At 59.7% G+C, this 16,113-nt stretch carries 18 protein-coding genes and 2 tRNA genes; 15 read left to right on the top strand and 5 right to left on the bottom strand.

The annotated features are described in order from the left end of the window. Positions 1–29 precede the first annotated feature (29 nt). The gene (locus SH809_08090) at positions 30–278 is read left to right on the top strand and encodes a hypothetical protein (protein MDZ4699648.1); all 249 of its coding nucleotides are present in this window, start codon (positions 30–32) and stop codon (positions 276–278) included. Positions 279–293: 15 nt separating this feature from the next. Here SH809_08090 and queG read toward each other — a convergent pair whose 3' ends face one another. The 4 genes from queG to rpsT form a co-directional block, all read right to left on the bottom strand. Continuing rightward, positions 294–1,286 (bottom strand): tRNA epoxyqueuosine(34) reductase QueG, encoded by a 993-nt coding sequence (gene queG, locus SH809_08085; protein MDZ4699647.1) that lies wholly within the window; start codon positions 1,284–1,286, stop codon positions 294–296. A 51-nt stretch (positions 1,287–1,337) separates the two neighbouring features. Further along, positions 1,338–2,480, bottom strand: a complete 1,143-nt coding sequence (locus SH809_08080; protein ID MDZ4699646.1) for an OmpA family protein — start codon at positions 2,478–2,480, stop codon at positions 1,338–1,340. Between the two features lie 187 nt (positions 2,481–2,667). Continuing rightward, entirely contained in the window at positions 2,668–3,597 is a 930-nt protein-coding gene (locus SH809_08075) for a PKD domain-containing protein (protein MDZ4699645.1), read from the bottom strand. Between the two features lie 301 nt (positions 3,598–3,898). Further along, positions 3,899–4,150, bottom strand: a complete 252-nt coding sequence (rpsT, locus tag SH809_08070; GenBank protein ID MDZ4699644.1) for a 30S ribosomal protein S20 — start codon at positions 4,148–4,150, stop codon at positions 3,899–3,901. A 251-nt stretch (positions 4,151–4,401) separates the two neighbouring features. Between rpsT and SH809_08065 the strand changes: the two genes are divergently transcribed. From SH809_08065 to SH809_08005, 13 genes are all read left to right on the top strand, one after another. Then, positions 4,402–5,316 (top strand): M23 family metallopeptidase, encoded by a 915-nt coding sequence (locus tag SH809_08065; protein ID MDZ4699643.1) that lies wholly within the window; start codon positions 4,402–4,404, stop codon positions 5,314–5,316. Positions 5,317–5,401: 85 nt separating this feature from the next. Further along, positions 5,402–5,821, top strand: coding sequence for a polymer-forming cytoskeletal protein (locus tag SH809_08060; protein ID MDZ4699642.1), 420 nt, complete (start codon positions 5,402–5,404; stop codon positions 5,819–5,821). 38 nt (positions 5,822–5,859) lie between these two features. Continuing rightward, entirely contained in the window at positions 5,860–6,126 is a 267-nt protein-coding gene (locus tag SH809_08055) for an AtpZ/AtpI family protein (protein MDZ4699641.1), read from the top strand. A 163-nt stretch (positions 6,127–6,289) separates the two neighbouring features. After that, the gene (locus SH809_08050; protein ID MDZ4699640.1) at positions 6,290–6,595 is read left to right on the top strand and encodes a hypothetical protein; all 306 of its coding nucleotides are present in this window, start codon (positions 6,290–6,292) and stop codon (positions 6,593–6,595) included. 24 nt (positions 6,596–6,619) lie between these two features. Next, complete coding sequence (gene atpB, locus SH809_08045; protein MDZ4699639.1) at positions 6,620–7,771, top strand: F0F1 ATP synthase subunit A; 1,152 nt, start codon at positions 6,620–6,622, stop codon at positions 7,769–7,771. Positions 7,772–7,824: 53 nt separating this feature from the next. Further along, entirely contained in the window at positions 7,825–8,061 is a 237-nt protein-coding gene (gene atpE / locus SH809_08040; protein ID MDZ4699638.1) for an ATP synthase F0 subunit C, read from the top strand. A 136-nt stretch (positions 8,062–8,197) separates the two neighbouring features. Continuing rightward, on the top strand, positions 8,198–8,692 hold the full coding sequence (gene atpF, locus SH809_08035; GenBank protein ID MDZ4699637.1) for a F0F1 ATP synthase subunit B: 495 nt from the start codon (positions 8,198–8,200) through the stop codon (positions 8,690–8,692). 90 nt (positions 8,693–8,782) lie between these two features. Next, entirely contained in the window at positions 8,783–9,334 is a 552-nt protein-coding gene (atpH, locus tag SH809_08030) for an ATP synthase F1 subunit delta (GenBank protein ID MDZ4699636.1), read from the top strand. Between the two features lie 44 nt (positions 9,335–9,378). Further along, positions 9,379–10,971, top strand: a complete 1,593-nt coding sequence (atpA, locus tag SH809_08025) for a F0F1 ATP synthase subunit alpha (protein MDZ4699635.1) — start codon at positions 9,379–9,381, stop codon at positions 10,969–10,971. 110 nt (positions 10,972–11,081) lie between these two features. Next, complete coding sequence (gene atpG, locus SH809_08020) at positions 11,082–12,005, top strand: ATP synthase F1 subunit gamma (GenBank protein MDZ4699634.1); 924 nt, start codon at positions 11,082–11,084, stop codon at positions 12,003–12,005. Between the two features lie 134 nt (positions 12,006–12,139). Continuing rightward, positions 12,140–12,228, top strand: a tRNA-Ser gene (locus SH809_08015). Positions 12,229–12,315: 87 nt separating this feature from the next. Beyond that, positions 12,316–13,722, top strand: coding sequence for a chromate efflux transporter (chrA, locus tag SH809_08010; protein MDZ4699633.1), 1,407 nt, complete (start codon positions 12,316–12,318; stop codon positions 13,720–13,722). An 87-nt stretch (positions 13,723–13,809) separates the two neighbouring features. Next, entirely contained in the window at positions 13,810–14,979 is a 1,170-nt protein-coding gene (locus tag SH809_08005; GenBank protein MDZ4699632.1) for a T9SS type A sorting domain-containing protein, read from the top strand. Positions 14,980–14,992: 13 nt separating this feature from the next. On the opposite strand, the gene SH809_08000 is transcribed toward SH809_08005, so the two are convergent. Then, positions 14,993–15,769, bottom strand: a complete 777-nt coding sequence (locus SH809_08000; protein MDZ4699631.1) for an enoyl-CoA hydratase/isomerase family protein — start codon at positions 15,767–15,769, stop codon at positions 14,993–14,995. A gap of 132 nt (positions 15,770–15,901) precedes the next feature. Between SH809_08000 and SH809_07995 the strand changes: the two genes are divergently transcribed. Beyond that, a tRNA-Ser gene (locus SH809_07995) sits at positions 15,902–15,988 on the top strand. Positions 15,989–16,113 lie beyond the last annotated feature (125 nt).

Genomic DNA, 16,113 nt, shown 5'->3' with positions numbered 1-16,113 from the left:
ATGGGCAGCCTTCTAGCAGGGCAAGCTGTATGTCAACGCCAGCCTCCGATCAAACGGTCCAATTGTATGAAAACCACCCGAACCGAGCGCCTGTTTACGTGACGTGGGAAGACAAGACAGCGCAGGCTGTAATGCTGGGGCACACCACCGGTGATGGCCTGGAGTGGACGCCGATCCGCTTCGAGAACGCCGCATTCCCGGCGATCTCCGCCGGCGCCAGCGGCTGGCTCGCGGTCAGCCAGCACGAGAGCGATGCGGTCATCGCGATTAGAAAATGAGCCGTGGATTCAGGCTCAGGGAAACGCCGGCGCCTCGACCAGGCCTGGATCCGGACGATTGTTCTCTATGGCCATCCGCACATTGCGGATAAAGCCCTCGAATTTCGTCCGCTTGACCGGGTTTTTGCCGAATCGTTTTCGGAACGCCTCGATGTCGAGCTCGATCCAGTCCTGAAGCTCCGTATCGACGATCCCATCGCGCGGGGCATAACGGGGTTCGCGGGACGGATGTTTGAACTTATTCCAGGGACACACATCCTGGCAGACGTCACATCCGAAGATCCAGTCGCCGATCTGTCGCTGGAGCGCCGGCGGAATGTCGTCGGCCCGGTGCTCGATGGTGAGGTACGCGATGCAGCGGTTGGCGTCCACCGCGTACGGCTGGTAGATGGCATCTGTGGGGCAGGCGTCGATGCAGCGGGTGCAGGAGCCGCAATGGTCGGGCACCGGTCCGTCGGGTTCGAGGGGAACGTCGACAATCAGTTCGCCGATAAAAAAGAACGACCCCAGGGAGCGGTTGATGAGATTGGCATGTTTGCCCATCCAGCCGAGACCGCTTCGCCGTGCCCAGGCTTTGTCCATGACCGGAGCAGAATCGACAAAAGCGCGCCCGGCGATGCCGCCGGCTTCCGCATCGAGCCATGCGAACAGTTCGACCAGCTTCTCCTTCAGCACCTCGTGGTAATCGTCTCCCCAGGCATACCGGCTGATCTTGCCCACCCCCGAACGTTCTGAATGCGCGACTGGCTGGTAATAATTGTGGAGCACCGATACCACCGACCGGGCTCCATCCACAAGCCGGCGCGGATCGACGCGTTTGTCGAAGTGGTCCGCCATCCACCCCATCGTGCCGTGTCGCCCCTGATGGAGCCACTGTTCGAGCCGGGCGGCTTCCTCGTCGAGCGGACCGGCACGAGAAACGCCGCATGCATCGAAACCAAGTCGACTGGCTTCCTGCTTGAGCGCGCCGGCGAGTCGCTGCTGTGCGGCCGTATCGAATCCGGGCATGGGGATAAAGACTCCTGGTGGCAAGGTCCGTCAAGATACGGCTTCGCGCGTTCAGGGTTCGCGGTATCCCGGAAAGGTCGTGCAGGCCACCATCTCCGACTCGACGCGTCGGTTGAGTGAGCAGGTGGGATCCTCTTTCCGATTACACGGCAGGGCAGCACCTACGGCGCGGAGTGCGAGGCGTTCCTCGGCGATTTCTCCGGCTATATAGTAGTCGAAGACCACCTCCGCGCGTTCTCGGGCGATGCGGTACGCCTCTTCGTGCGTGTCTCCCCCTTCGGTATAGCCCACCACCTTGACGCAACAGGTCGGGTTGGCCAGCAGCGCTTCAACGTTTTCATCGAGCCGCGCCCGATTCGCCGGCGATAGCTCCGTTTCAGCAGGATCGAAATAGAGTGTATTTAGCTGCACGATCACACAGCGATCGGGCGCGGCTTCCTCGGGAATCAACGGAGGCTCGTAGGGTGGAAATTCCCGCGGCTCTGGGAGCGGCAGAGGGGGCACTTCTTCGACCACCCTCTCGAGGCGACGCAGATTGAAGCGCAGACCGGCCAGGATGAGGGAGGTATTGTGTGGATGCCGTGTGCCGGCGTTGCGCACGACATAGTTAAAGTTGACTCGGAAGCTTAGGTCGAGGAAGGCCGAGAATCGGGGTGCGAATGAATAATCCATCCCGACTCCCAGCGGAATGCTAAAGACAGAACGGGAGGGTCCATTTTGAAGACCGCCAGGCTGGTTGGGCTGGCCAGTCGGTGCCCCAAACGGATTGGCGATCAGACTTCCGAATCCCGAATAGACGTAAGGAAGCCAGCGGTGTTTGGTGCCGGGTAGCGGCGTATAGACGACCTGCGGCTCAAACCAGAGCAGCTCGCGCTCCAGAAACTCGTTGGTAGCCGCTCCCCCTGCGTTGAAGTCGCCCAGATTCGTGAGACCGACCATCCCTCGAAAGAAAAAGCGGTCGCGAACAATCGGGAACGAGCCGAGGACGACGAGAGCCGGGTCGCTGGCGCGGGTAAAGTTCGAGTCGCTTCGATCCTCTGATAGATCCCGCCGACCGTGGTATGTAAATACCCCTGCACCAATGCCGACATGCGCCTGAGACCCTCGGAAGGGGAGGCGCTGGGCGACTGCCGGCGGCGCGAGGGCAAACAAGAGTGGAAGCGCGAGCAGCGCGCGTGTGAAGAAGCCTTTCATGGCACAGTCAATAAAACCAGCAAACGGGCGCTTGATAAAATGAGGAGCTATTACCTCGCATTCGTCACATACGCCCGGGCCCACGGTAGCGACATCCGAGCCAGCGGTTTTGGAAAACACAAACGGGCCTGCCCGAAGCAGGCAGACCCGTTGTACCATTCAGTTGATACGTTTCAGGCTAAAAGCCTTAACGCACCGGAATCGTATCGACGCGGCGGTACTGCTCGATACCTTCCTTCTTGCTCGTCGTGCCGGACACGAGGCCTTTGCCGACCGCCATGGCGCGGCTGATGGCAATGCCGCTCTCGGCGTAGAACTGTTCGACGGCGCGTGCGCGATCCTCCGAGAGACTCTGCGCATTCCGTTCGCCAGGAGCCGCATACCCTTCAACGCGTACCGAGGTGTTCGGGCAATCGTTGAGGATCTGCAGGTTTTCCTGGAGCGCGGCGCGCGCTTCCGGGGTCAGGACGCTCGAGTTACGGGCGAAGTACGCCGCGTTCATTTCGATCACTTCGCTGCAATATTCCGCTTCGAACACACCGACTGTAAGCGTCATGGAGCGCGTATCCGAGCCATCCGCATTCGTCGCCGTAAGCGACACCGTATAGGTGCCCGGCGTGTCGAACGTGTAGGTCGGGTTAGCCGACGTGCTGCTGCCCATGTTGCCGAACGACCAACTGTACGTCAGCGGCACATCCCCACGGACGTTGGACGTAAAGGCGACGGGAGTGCGCGTATTGGGGTTCTGCGGGTTAGCGCTGATCGTGACAATCTCAGCGGGAACCGGGGGCCGAAATACGACAACCGTGGTCTCACCGGAATCCGGGCCTTTCTTGTTCGTTGCCGTAACGGTCACCGTGTAGGTGCCGGGCTGGCCGAACGAGTGGGTCGTCGACTGGCCAATGCCGGTGCGGCTATCGCCAAAATTCCAGTTGTACTCGATGGGTAAGCTGGCCTTTTCATTGACGTTAGCCATGAAGGTACCAGATTCATTCGTCCTCAAGCTGTCGGGCCCAGTCACCGAAAGAACCTCGACTGCGGTTTTACAACCGACCATGCTCAAGGCACCGATGAAAAGCACACCCGTGAGCAAAAGCGAGGAGCTTAGTTGTTTCATCATGTCTTTTTTCTCCTTGAGAGATATGTGATTATGCCGGAAATCGGATATCGCCTGGCGTTCGGGTAGAGCCGCCGGGCGCAATGCCTTTTAACCGGTCAGGAAAATAAGCACTCGTTGACCGTAATTGCCAGAAATTACGATTATTTCTGCGAAATCAAGGGAGCATGAAAGAAAATAATCCCTTTTTCAACAAACTTGCCAGCACGAAACCGTTAACGAATGGCCCGCAAGGCATGTTGCCCCCTTACCACTCGAACTACTCGATATGCGGGAAGTTGCCTGCGTACCGGTAATGAGGTTAAAGAGCGTTGACGCCCTTCTCAAGCCGGCTTTTATAATGAGCGGCTTTGCTCTTGTTGAGGATTCGCTTGGTGGCCAGCCGATCCAGATAGGCTTTGACGACCGGCAACATCGCCAGTGCTTTTTCCTTATCCTGTTCGGTGGACAACTGCTTGATCAACGTGCGCATTCTGCTGCGGTGCATCCGGTTTTGCTCGGTGCGCCGCAGGGTTTGCCGTACGCGCTTCGCCGCTGATTTATGCTGTGGCATATAATTTGAGGCTTAAAAAGAGTGAATCTGGCAAGTTTTTTCGCTCGCCGTAAACAAACGCAGCGCGGGCAAAGTTTCCCGGGCGGATCTAACGCCATCCTATTACATTATAGTTTCACGTTCCCCAACCCTGGGGCGGTGCGAGATGCTCCATGTCACGTAACGCGTGCGTTTTTCACATAGCCCGGCTGCTTCCGGAGCCGCACGCGACCCCTCCCGTTCATCGGGTCAGACTATTAGCCGCCGGCGAGATGTTGTTAAAGTTCCTTTCAGAATTCGTCCGAGGTTTCCGAAACACCTACACGATCATCGTGATGGACGAGCGGCAGATCCAGGACCCACGCCAGTACCGGGTCAAATCGAGCCGATTCCTCCAGTTATGGCTGGCTTCGCTGACGTTAGCCGGCGCGATTACCGTGAGCATTGTGGCGTTCACGCCGCTCAGGGAACTCATCCCCAGCGACGGCACGGCGGAAATGCAACGCCAGATTGTCGTCAATTCCCTGCGGGTAGCGGCCTTACACGACTCGCTTGAGGCGCAGCTCAGCTACGCGAGCCAACTCCGCATGCTTATCATGGGACATGTGGATTCTACCCTTTTTGCCAACGTCGAGGAGCCCGTCCGCCCGGCGACGGTTCCCCAACCCCGGCAACCCCGATCAAACTTCGAGGCGTCCACGTCCTTCCTGGCGGATCACGATCAGCCGGCCATGACCATCCCCAGCATGCCGGCCAACTTTATTCCGGGCCCCAAGTTGGCGGCAACCACCGGCGCACAGTATCTTTCGAGCGTGCCGTTCCCCGCGCTCCCCCCCGTGGAAGGTTTTCTGACGCGCGGGTTCGACGCAAGGACAGGACATTACGCCGTCGATGTCGCGGCCGAAGAAGGCAGCATCATCCGAGCGGTAGGCGACGGTTACGTGATATTTGCCGACTGGACGCATGAAGGCGGCTACACCATCTCCGCCCAACATGCCGACGGATACGTATCGGTATACAAACACGCACGACAGTTGTTGAAGCGCGTCGGCGACCGAGTAAGAAACCGTGAAGCCATTGCATACAGCGGCAATTCCGGCGAGATTACGTCTGGACCCCACTTGCACTTTGAGCTCTGGCTAAACGGACTCGCTCAGGACCCACGCTATTTTTTCGTAGGGTGGTAGCGCTCTATCCACGCAAACCCCACCAGTTATGGCACTTTTCGGCAGCAATAAACAAGAACCCATGGCAAGGCAGCAAATAAGCAGCATGCCCTCCCCCAGTCAGATCAACATGATCGGAGAGGGCACCGTATTCGAAGGAACGCTTCGTTCGGAAAGCGACCTGCGTATCAGTGGCCGGATCGTCGGCAAACTCCATGTCGGAGGCAAGGCGATCGTGGCGACGGAAGGCGTAGTTGAGGGCGAGATGATGGCGACGAACGCTGAGGTCGCCGGCAGTGTACAGGGTGAGATCCGCATCAAGGAACTGCTGGTACTCAAGGGTTCCGCTCGCGTCGACGGCAACATCGAAGCCGCGCGTCTCATCGTCGAAGAAGGGTCGATCTTCAACGGCAAATGCCAGATGACGAAGGAGGCCCCGACGGCCAAGGTACACCCCGTTTCACAAGGTTCCTCCTCCCCTGGAAACGCCCAACACAACGAAAAACGCGTGGCCGCCAACCAGTAGGGCGTCAGGCGTCTTCCTGAAGCGTTTCGTGTCTCGCCATGGTCCATCCTCCTGAAAAACGACCTCCGAGCCACTGGCTCCAGGGCATGGGCGGCGCTCAGCGCTACCTGGGCCTGGGCATTCAGGCTGGCGCTACGGTCGCGTTTTACGTGGGCGGCGGGTTATTGCTGGACCGCTGGCTCGGCACAATGCCCTGGCTCACACTCGTCGGATCCGTACTGGGTCTGGTTGCGATGTTTGCCCTCTTTTTCCGATTAAACGCCCAGCTGACCCGCGAGCACGACGCTCGGGAGGAGAAGTCATAGCTCTTCTGAGTAGCCCCTCTGAGCGCGGCGAACCGCTTTCACCCAGAATTCACCAGAAGCGCCCCGATTGCGGGGCGCTTTCTTACTGTTAGTGCGTTTTCCAGGCGGTTCTTTTGAATGAGTCTGATCAAAGACGACCCGAAACCGCCATGGCAACATCCTCATGGTAACTACTGTATGGTTCGGCGTGATGCTCGGCCTCGCGATCGGCTGCCTTTACGGCGGGGCTGTTTTCGGCGTGGTCCATCTGGCGAATCGATACCAGGATAATCGGTTTCTGATCTTCGTCTTCGGCGGCATGCTGCTGCGCATGGTCGTCGTGCTCCTCGTGGTCAGCGCTGTATTGCTTTTTGTGCCCGTCCACATCGTGGCGTTCGCCTTGGCACTGGCCGGTGCGATCCTGCTGGGCCTGGGGCTTGAAGTGTGGATGCTTCATCGCCGGCTTCATTCGAAAACCGGCTCTTCATAGAAGACATCGCTAGTAATAGTAAGCATGCCTGTATCTCTTTTAGGTGGCGGTCGTGTCTGGTTACTCATCGGCGCCGTGATCGCGGCCTTGTTGTTGGCGTTACCGACGGCCGATCACGGATCGGACGCGGGTGACGGCAACCCTGACGCCGTGGGGCACTCCGCGGATGGGTATTACTTCGACCTCATGGTCGGCCACCGCAAGATCGAACTCCCGCGGCTTTTCCTGACCCGTGGCGCGAACGACCAGCTCCGTTTCGACGCGTTCGGTTCCACGCATGGCGCCGTCGAATCGGGTCAGTATACACTCGCCGACGCGGCTGGACAGCCATTGGCCGAAGCTGAACTCCTGTCGATTGCGGCAGAGCACAAGCAGGTCTACTACCCGGTCATCCCGCGAGATGGCGGCGCCGTCGTGATCGACTTCTCGATTAGCCGGCAGATACTGTTTGTCTTCATCTCGGCGCTGGTATTGTTGATCATCGCTTTCCGTCTGGCAAGCCGCTACCGGATGGGTATCGGCGCCAGGCAGGCGCCGAAAGGAGCCTGGCAAAACATGCTCGAGGTGCTGATTCTGTTTATCCGAGACGAAGTGGCCAGGCCGGCGATCGGCCCTACATACAAGAAGTACGTGCCGTATCTGACAACGGCCTTTTTCTTCATCCTGCTCGGCAATCTATTGGGCCTCGTGCCCTGGGGCGTCACCGCCACGTCCAACATCATGGTGACGGCCACACTCGCCTTTTTCACATTCATGATTACGCAGTTTTCGGGTAGTAAGGACTATTGGAGGCATATTTTCTGGCCGCCCAACGTGCCCATCGGCATCAAGTTTATCCTTATCCCTATCGAAGTCATCGGCATCTTCACGAAGCCCGTAGCCCTGGCTTTCCGTCTTTTCGGTAACATGATTTCGGGTCATATTGCCATCGTGAGTTTGCTAGGGCTGATCTTTATCTTCTCGGCCAAGATTGGCCCGGTGGTCGGTGGCCTGTTTGTGCTGTTCAGCGTCCCGCTGACGATCTTCATCTATCTGCTCAAGATTCTGGTCAGCTTCATCCAGGCCTATATCTTCACCATGCTGTCGTCCGTGTTTATCGGCATGGCTCTGGAGGAACACCACCACGACGATCACACCCACCATGCGCCGGACGGTACCGTCCACGCCGCGCACTGATCGCCTCTTTTCGCGTTTCAATCAATCACTAACGACAACGTACATCAAACCATATGGGTAACTTAGGTCTTGCTTACATCGCCGCTGGCATTGGTCTTCTTGGCGCCGCTCTCGCGGCTGGTCTTGGCATCGGCCGCATCGGCGCATCCGCTGTCGAGGGCATAGCGCGTCAGCCTGAAGCCGTCAACGACATCCGCGGCACGGCCATCTTGCTGAGCGCCTTCATCGAAGGCGTGGCTATCCTCGCCGAGATTTTCGCGCTGGTATTCTTCTTCATCGCCCAGCCCTGAGCCGTATCAACCGGCTTTCGCCCCCGGCAAGCGGTCAGGTCCCTATACATGGCGCCGGACTATGCCGAATGAAAGGCCTAAACGCAACGAACGTATGCTGGCAATGATGCTAGTTGGCCTACTGGCCGACGAACCGATGCCCACCCTCCTCAAGGTCGATCCGGGTCTGGCGATCTGGACGGTCATTACGTTCTGCCTGGTGCTGTACCTGCTCTCGCGTTTTGCCTGGCCGACGATCTCCGGAGCGCTCGAAACCCGCGAGTCGTCCATCCAGGAGGCGATGGATCGCGCTGAAAAGGCGCTGGCGGAAGCCCGACAGATCCAGTCGGACAACGAGGTGGCGCGCCGGAACGCCGAGCAGCAAGCGCAGGGCATCCTCCGGGACGCCCGCGATGCGGCGGAGCAGATCCGGTCGACCGAAAAAGAGAAGCTCCAGGTGGAAGTCGCCCGGATGCGCGCTGTCGCAACGGCCGAGATCGAACAGCAGACGCAGAGCGCTATCGAGTCCCTGCGCGCCCAGGTCACCGATCTGGCGATCCAGGCCGCCGGCAAGATCCTCCAGGAGAATCTCGACTCCGATCGGCAGCGCAAACTCGTCGGCAAGTTCATCGATGAGCTGCCGAAGAATTAGTTACAAGTTACAGGTTGACAGGTGTCAGGTTCTTGCACCTTCACACAGTCTGCCAACCTGTAACCTGCCAACCCGCCAACCATTTCCCTTATGAGCCAGACGATTGCCAGGCGGTATGCGCGGGCCCTGTATGCGATGGCCGAACAGGAAGCGTCCATCGATCGGGTGGATGCGGACGTGGCAATGATCCAGGAGAGCTTCGGCGCCTCGTCGGAGCTTGCTCGTTTCTTTGCCGACCCTATCCTGAGCGCTGAGAAAAAACGCGCCGTGATCGCAACGCTGTTCGGTCCGCGCGTACACGCCGTGACGGCCCGGTTTCTCGCCCTACTGGTAGAGAAGCGGCGGGAGTACCTCTTTCTGGAGGTTGCCCGCAGTTACCGAGCCTTACGCGACGACCAGATGAACGTGGTCCAGGCCGATGCGCGAGTGGCGTTGCCACTGGAGGTCTCGGAAGAGAAGCAGCTACGCGACGCCCTGGAGCGCCTCACGGGACGGACTGTCCGTCTAAAAACGCATCTCGACCCGACTATTCTGGGCGGAGTCGTGATCCGAGTCGGGGATACGGTGTACGACCGCAGCGTGCTTAACCAACTGAGCCAATTGAGAGACCAGTTGGAACAGCGCAAGCTGTCCACAAATTGATTCCCGAACCGTACGACGTTAACGCACTTTTAAGATAGAGACTTATGGCAACGGCTATTCGACCCGATGAAGTCACTGCCGTCCTGAAGCAGGAACTGGGCGGTTTCGCGGCAGGCACGGACATTTACGAAGTAGGCACCGTCTTGCAGGTGGGCGACGGTATCGCACGCATTTACGGTCTCTCCAACGTCCAGGCCGGCGAGCTCATCAGTTTCCCGAGCAGCGGCGTGACCGGCATGGTGCTCAACCTCGAAGAAGACAATGTCGGCGCCGTTCTCTTTGGCGAGGCGAACAAAGTCAAGGAAGGCGACCAGGCCCGGCGTACGGAACGCATCGCGTCGATCCAGGTCACCGAGAGCATGCTTGGCCGGGTGATCGATCCCCTGGGTGAGCCCATTGACGGCCTGGGCCCGCTTGGCGGCGAGAAGTTTGACATGCCCCTGGAGCGAAAGGCGCCGGGTGTCGTCTACCGCCAGCCCGTCACCGAGCCGTTGCAGACCGGCATCAAAGCCATCGACACCATGATCCCGATCGGCCGCGGCCAGCGCGAGCTCGTCATCGGCGATCGTCAGGTGGGCAAAACGGCCGTTCTTGTGGATGCGATCATCAACCAGAAAGGAACGCACCAGACGGACAAGCCTGTCTACTGTATCTACGTCGCTGTCGGCCAGAAGAACTCGACCGTGGCCAGCGTGCGCCGCGCCCTCGAGGAAAATGGCGCGATGGATTATACGGTCATCGTTAACGCGCCGGCCTCGGCACCAGCGCCGCTCCAGTACATCGCTCCATTTGCGGGCGCGTGTATCGGCGAGTACTTCCGCGACACCGGCCGGCATGCGCTTGTGATCTACGACGACCTCTCGAAACAGGCCGTCGCCTACCGCCAGGTATCGCTTTTGCTTCGGCGCCCGCCAGGCCGCGAAGCGTATCCCGGCGACGTGTTCTACCTCCACAGCCGCCTGCTCGAACGTGCCGCCAAAATCAACAACACGGATGCCGTGGCCCGTCAGATGAACGACGTGCCCCCGTCGCTCCGTGGCAAGATCAAGGGCGGTGGCTCGTTGACGGCGCTCCCGGTGATCGAAACCCAGGCCGGCGACGTGTCCGCCTACATCCCGACGAACGTGATCTCGATCACCGACGGGCAGATCTACCTCGAGGCCGACCTCTTCAACGCCGGCGTCCGCCCCGCCATCAACGTAGGTATCTCCGTCAGCCGCGTGGGCGGCAACGCGCAGACGAAGGCCATGAAAAAAGTGGCCGGCACCCTTCGCCTCGACCTCGCCCAGTTCCGCGAACTCGAAGCGTTCTCGAAGTTCGGCTCGGACCTCGACGCGGCCACCCAGCGCCAGCTGCGCCGCGGCGAGCGTCTTGTGGAAGTGCTCAAGCAAGGTCAGTACCAGCCCGTGCCCGTCGAACACCAGATTGCCGTCCTCTACGCCGCCACACAAGGCCTGCTCGATGAGATTCCGGTAGCAAAGATCAAGCAATTCGAGAAAGAATACCTCGAACGGCTGACCCTCTCGCACGCCGATGTCCTCCAGAGCGTCGTCAAAGGCGGCACGCTCACGGATGAGGCCGCGGCCACGTTTAAGAAAACGGCGCAGGATCTGGCGAGCGTTTACCTGAACAAGTGATTGGTTACAGGTTGGCAGGTTCCAGGTTACAGGTTCCTCTTGCCTGGCGACATGGTACTAGATTCTGCCAACCTGTAACCTGCCAACCTGTAACCTCAAACCTTTCATCCATGGCGAGCCTTCGCGATATACGTAAGCGGATTTCCTCCGTGAAGAGCACCCAGCAGGTGACGCGCGCCATGAAGATGGTGGCCGCGGCCAAGCTGCGTAAGGCGCAGGAACGCACCTTCGAGATGCGGGCCTACGCTTACAAACTCGGGGAGATCATCAGTCACCTGAAGCAGCACATCGACCCCTCCGCGCACGAACTTTTTCAGCCCCGCGATGAAGTCAAAAATGTGTTGTTGATCATCGTCACGGCCGATCGTGGCCTCGCTGGCGCGTTTAACGCCAACATCATCAAGCTGGCGGAACAGACGATCAAGGAACGGTACGAATCCTATCATGCCGCCGGCGCCCTGCACCTGATCTGTATTGGCCGCAAGTCGCATGAGTACTTCCGTCGTCGGAATCACCAGCTCGTCGGCGACTTTCGAGGCGTGTTTAACGATCTCGAGTTCGAGGACGCCAGCCGGATCGTGAATACGGCGGTCGAAGGGTACCGGGAAGGCCGCTGGGACGAAGTTCAGGTGATCTATAACGAGTTCAAAAACACGATCTCGCAGAACCGGATCGTCGAACCGTTGCTCCCGATCCCGCCGGACCAGTTTCGTACCCCGGTGATGGAGCGCGTGGTCGAACGTGTCGCGAAGACGAAGGAAGGCCAGTCGGTCGACTACATCTTCGAGCCCGATCCGATTTCGATCCTCAACGTCCTCGTGCCCCGATTCCTGCACTTCACTGTCTGGCGGGCGTTGCTTGAATCGAACGCGGCCGAGCAGGGCGCGCGCATGGTGGCGATGGACAATGCGACCTCCAATGCCGAGGACTTGATTCGCGACCTCAAGTTGAAATACAACCGGGCGCGCCAGGATGCGATTACGAAGGAACTGATCGAAATCACGAGCGGCGCCGACGCGCTGGGGAAGGCCTAACGAGCACGACACAATTCCCCCCGGCCGTGCGAACCAGCCTTCGGATCGCGCGTTAGACCGCTACTTCGCACTATTCAGCCATTCCGTGCCACGGCGATACATCGATTGCATCGCCAGGGTATGGGTCCCGACCCGGAGAGGTGGGTGAGAGGCTGAAACCACCGGTTTGCTAAACCGACGTACGTAGCAATACGTACCGAGGGTTCGAATCCCTCCCTCTCCGCCCAAGCCCTGGAGGCATGCTTCCAGGGCTTGTTTTTTTCCATGCGCCCCGGTCTATCCCATCGTCTTAATCAATCCGCAGACAGACATGTCCGGCAAGGATTCCGATGTTCGACCCGAGGATACAATCGCGGCCCCTCACATGTCCCACGGTATCTCCATCCGCGAGGCCTTTCGGGTTTGGGTGTATATCGCCATTCATAGTTTCGGGGGACCTGCGGGCCAGATCGCGGTCATGCATCGGGTGCTGGTCGAGGAGAAGCGTTGGATCAGTGAAGACCGCTTTCTGCACGCGCTGAACTATTGTATGTTGTTGCCTGGTCCTGAAGCCCAGCAGCTGGCCACGTATGTCGGATGGTTGCTGCATCGGGTACGCGGGGGACTTATGGCCGGCGGTTTGTTTATCCTACCCGGGTTTCTGTCCATTCTCGCGCTGAGTGTCCTGTATGCCAAATTCCAGCAAACCGCGGCGATCGAGGCACTCTTTTATGGCCTGAAGCCTGCGATTTTGGCCATTGTCCTGGAAGCCGTATTTCGAATCGGGCGACGTGTGTTGAAGAATAATGTCATGTTGGGTATTGCGATCCTCGCATTTGTTGGCATTTTCTTCCTCGGCATCGCGTTCCCGTGGATCGTGTTATCCGCCGGCGTCCTGGGTCTGTGGGGCGGGCGATTTTACGAATCATCGTTCTACGTGATCAAGCCGCGCCAGACCTCCGATAACGTCGAGGAGATCGCCTTTGCGACCGACCGACTGCAACCGGTTGCGCGTCCGGCCGCGATGCGTTCCGTTCGCACCGCGATCACCTGGCTGACGATCTGGCTGGCGCCGCTACTCGTACTCTCCGCCTGGTTAGGACCCGAGAGCGTGTTCGTACAAGAAGGGTGGTTCTTCAGCAAGGCGGCCGTGGTGACGTTTGGCGGTGCTTACTCCGTGCTGGCGTACATCGCTCAGGAAGCGGTCGCGACATTCGACTGGCTGGAGCCTGGCGAAATGCTCGATGGATTGGGAATGGCGGAAACAACACCGGGCCCGCTGATCCAGGTCGTTCAGTTTGTAGGTTTTATGGGCGCGTTCCGACACGCGGCAGGTATCGATCCGGTGTGGGCCGGCGTCTTCGGCTCCGTGGTGACAACCTGGGTGACGTTTGCGCCGTGTTTCCTCTGGATATTCCTCGGAGCACCTTACATCGAATATCTTCGTGGCAAAAAAACGCTTTCGGCGGCCCTGTCTGCTATTACCGCGGCGGTCGTCGGTGTTGTGCTCAACCTGGCTTTATGGTTCGCCCTTCACACCCTGTTTGGGGTAGTCGACGAATCGTACTGGCATGGCGTGCGGCTTTATATCCCGTCCTGGTCCACCCTCGATCCCGTCCTCGTGGCCATAGCACTGTTTGCCGGTTTCGCCACGTTTCGCACCCGTCTGGGCATGGTGTGGACCATGGCCATCAGTACCCTACTCGGCATGATCGCCTTCTGGATTATGGCAGGTTGACCGGATGAGGGTCCGATTTGCCCATCTTTTCGCGTGTGGGCATCGCCGTCCTGACTTCCGATTACCAACATTAATCACCGCTTGCACATGAAATCGGTCCTCTCCTTCACCCTGGCCGCCCTGCTCTCCCTGTTTCTGGTCTCCCGTCCCTTCCTCGCGGAAACCCGCCTCCCGCCGGCGCGCACGGGCAACTTCTACGTATCCAGCTTCGCTGGGGACAAGGTGACCGTATTCGACTCCACGGGCGTCTACCTGCGCGACATCATACAGGACCATCTCGCCGGCCCCCGAGGCGTCGTCTTCGGCCCCAACGACCGCCTGTATGTCGCCAGTCAGAACAACGACCAGATCCTTGTTTTTGGGTCCGACGAGGCGTACATCACCTCCTTCGCGCACGCCGAACTGGACGGCCCTACCGGGATGGCGATCTCCCCGGCTGGCGAATTGTACGTCGGGAGCTATAACAACGATCAGGTCGTTGTTTTCGACCTCGATGGCGCCTTCCTCCGCTCGTTTACGGGAGGCGGATTAAACGGCACCAACTGCGTCGCATTCGACACCCATGGCAACAGCTACGTCTCCAGCGCGCTTACCAACGAGGTTGTCAAGTTCTCCCCCTCCGACGCCTTCGTGAAGACGTTCACCGGCGGCGGGCTGCTCAGCCCGATGAGTATCGCCCGCGATATTAGCGACTTGTTGTACGTTTCAGGCGGCAGCTCCAACAATGTGGCGGTATTTGATACGACGGGCAGGTTCATCGCCGCGATCACCCACCATATGGACACCCCACAGGGTATCGCGTTTGACGATCTGAATCATATGTACGTCACGTCGTTCAGCCAGAACGTGGTGCAGCAATACGCGCAGGACCGGAAGCACGAACGAGACATCACCGCGGGCGGCCTTCAGGTGCCCCGCAGCATCGCTTTCCGGCCGCTGCCAACCGCCACATCGACGGAGAAGGCGGAACGGCTGCTGGATGGGTTCGCGTTGCATCCCAGTTTTCCGAATCCCTTCCGGGAAGAGACGGTTGTCCGTTACACCGTGCCGGCCGGAGACGCAACCGTGTCCATCGAGGTCTTCGATCTCCAGGGACGTCGGGTCGCGACACTTTTTAATGGCCGGCAACCTGCCGGTAGCCATCAGGCCGAATGGGACGGGTGGGACGCCGGCGGCCGCCGCTCGAGCGCCGGCATCTATGTGGTCCGTCTGCGGACCGGGCCGGCGGTGATCTCCCGGAAGATCGTGCGGTTGTAGCTGAACTATTACCTCAGCGCTCCCGGATCCGGCGGAGCGCCTCCTGGGCCACGGAGGCCAGCACCAGCCGGCCACTGAGGGCGGCACGCTCTTCCAGCAGGGTCTCCCAGTGATCGGTCCCCTCCCACAGGACGTGCTTGAGCGCGGCCAACGCATCCGGGCTGAAGCCGGCGAGCCGGGCGGCGAGGTCTTCCACGGCGCGGTCGAGCGCCTCGATAGAGGGGTGGAGCGCGGCGTAAAGGCCGTGTTCGTGCGCCCAGGACGCCGGCCGTTCGGTTGTATCGATCGCCAGTGCCGCGAAGGCGGCGTTCCCGATCTTTCGTTCGATGGCCGGCCCGACCACGAAGGGTCCGATGCCGATGGACAGTTCGCTAAGGCGGACGGCGGCGTGCTCCGTCGCGAGCGCATAGTCGACCGCGGCCGCCAGTCCCACCCCACCGCCGACGGCTTTGCCCTGGATCCTACCGATGATCAGGTGTGGACAGCGCCGGCAGGCGTTGATGACGCGGGCGAATCCACCAAAGAACCGCCTGCCGGAGGCCTCGTTGTCAATGGCCGCGAGTTCATCGAAGCCAGCGCCGGCGCAGAAGGTCCGATCCCCCCCGCTCGACAGAACGATCACCCGCACGTCGGGTGCGTGGCCGGCTTCCTCGATGCGATCGGCCAGCTGCGCCAGGATCTCGGCCGGGAGCGCATTGTGGTTGGGCGTGGTGAACTTGATGCGAGCGACGCCAGTCGCGGTGGAGAGCGTGACAGAGCCTCCGGCTGGCTGGAAACGGGATGCGTCCATGGGTGTGATCGATTGCAAGAGAACGTTAAGAACGTTAAAAAATAGCGCATCGGCAGAGATTCCTGAACATCCCCCGCGGTATCGCGTAATAGTGGCGCTTTTTAACCCGATCTACATCCGATCGGGATCGTAGGAGGGGTGGCAGAGCGGTTGAACGCACTGGTCTTGAAAACCAGCATACCTTCGCGGGTATCGAGGGTTCGAATCCCTCCCCCTCCGCACGAGCCCCGCACCGTTGAAAGTCAGCGAAGGGATCTCGTTTCCGGCGTCCCGTAACAACTGAAGTGACGAGGCGTACAGGAGCGTTGTTTACGATTACATCCAGATTGTTCGCTCGTCCCGAA

The organism is Rhodothermales bacterium (assembly GCA_034439735.1).
In the GTDB taxonomy this organism is placed as follows: domain Bacteria; phylum Bacteroidota; class Rhodothermia; order Rhodothermales; family JAHQVL01; genus JAWKNW01.
This window is presented reverse-complemented; position numbering and strand designations above follow the sequence as displayed.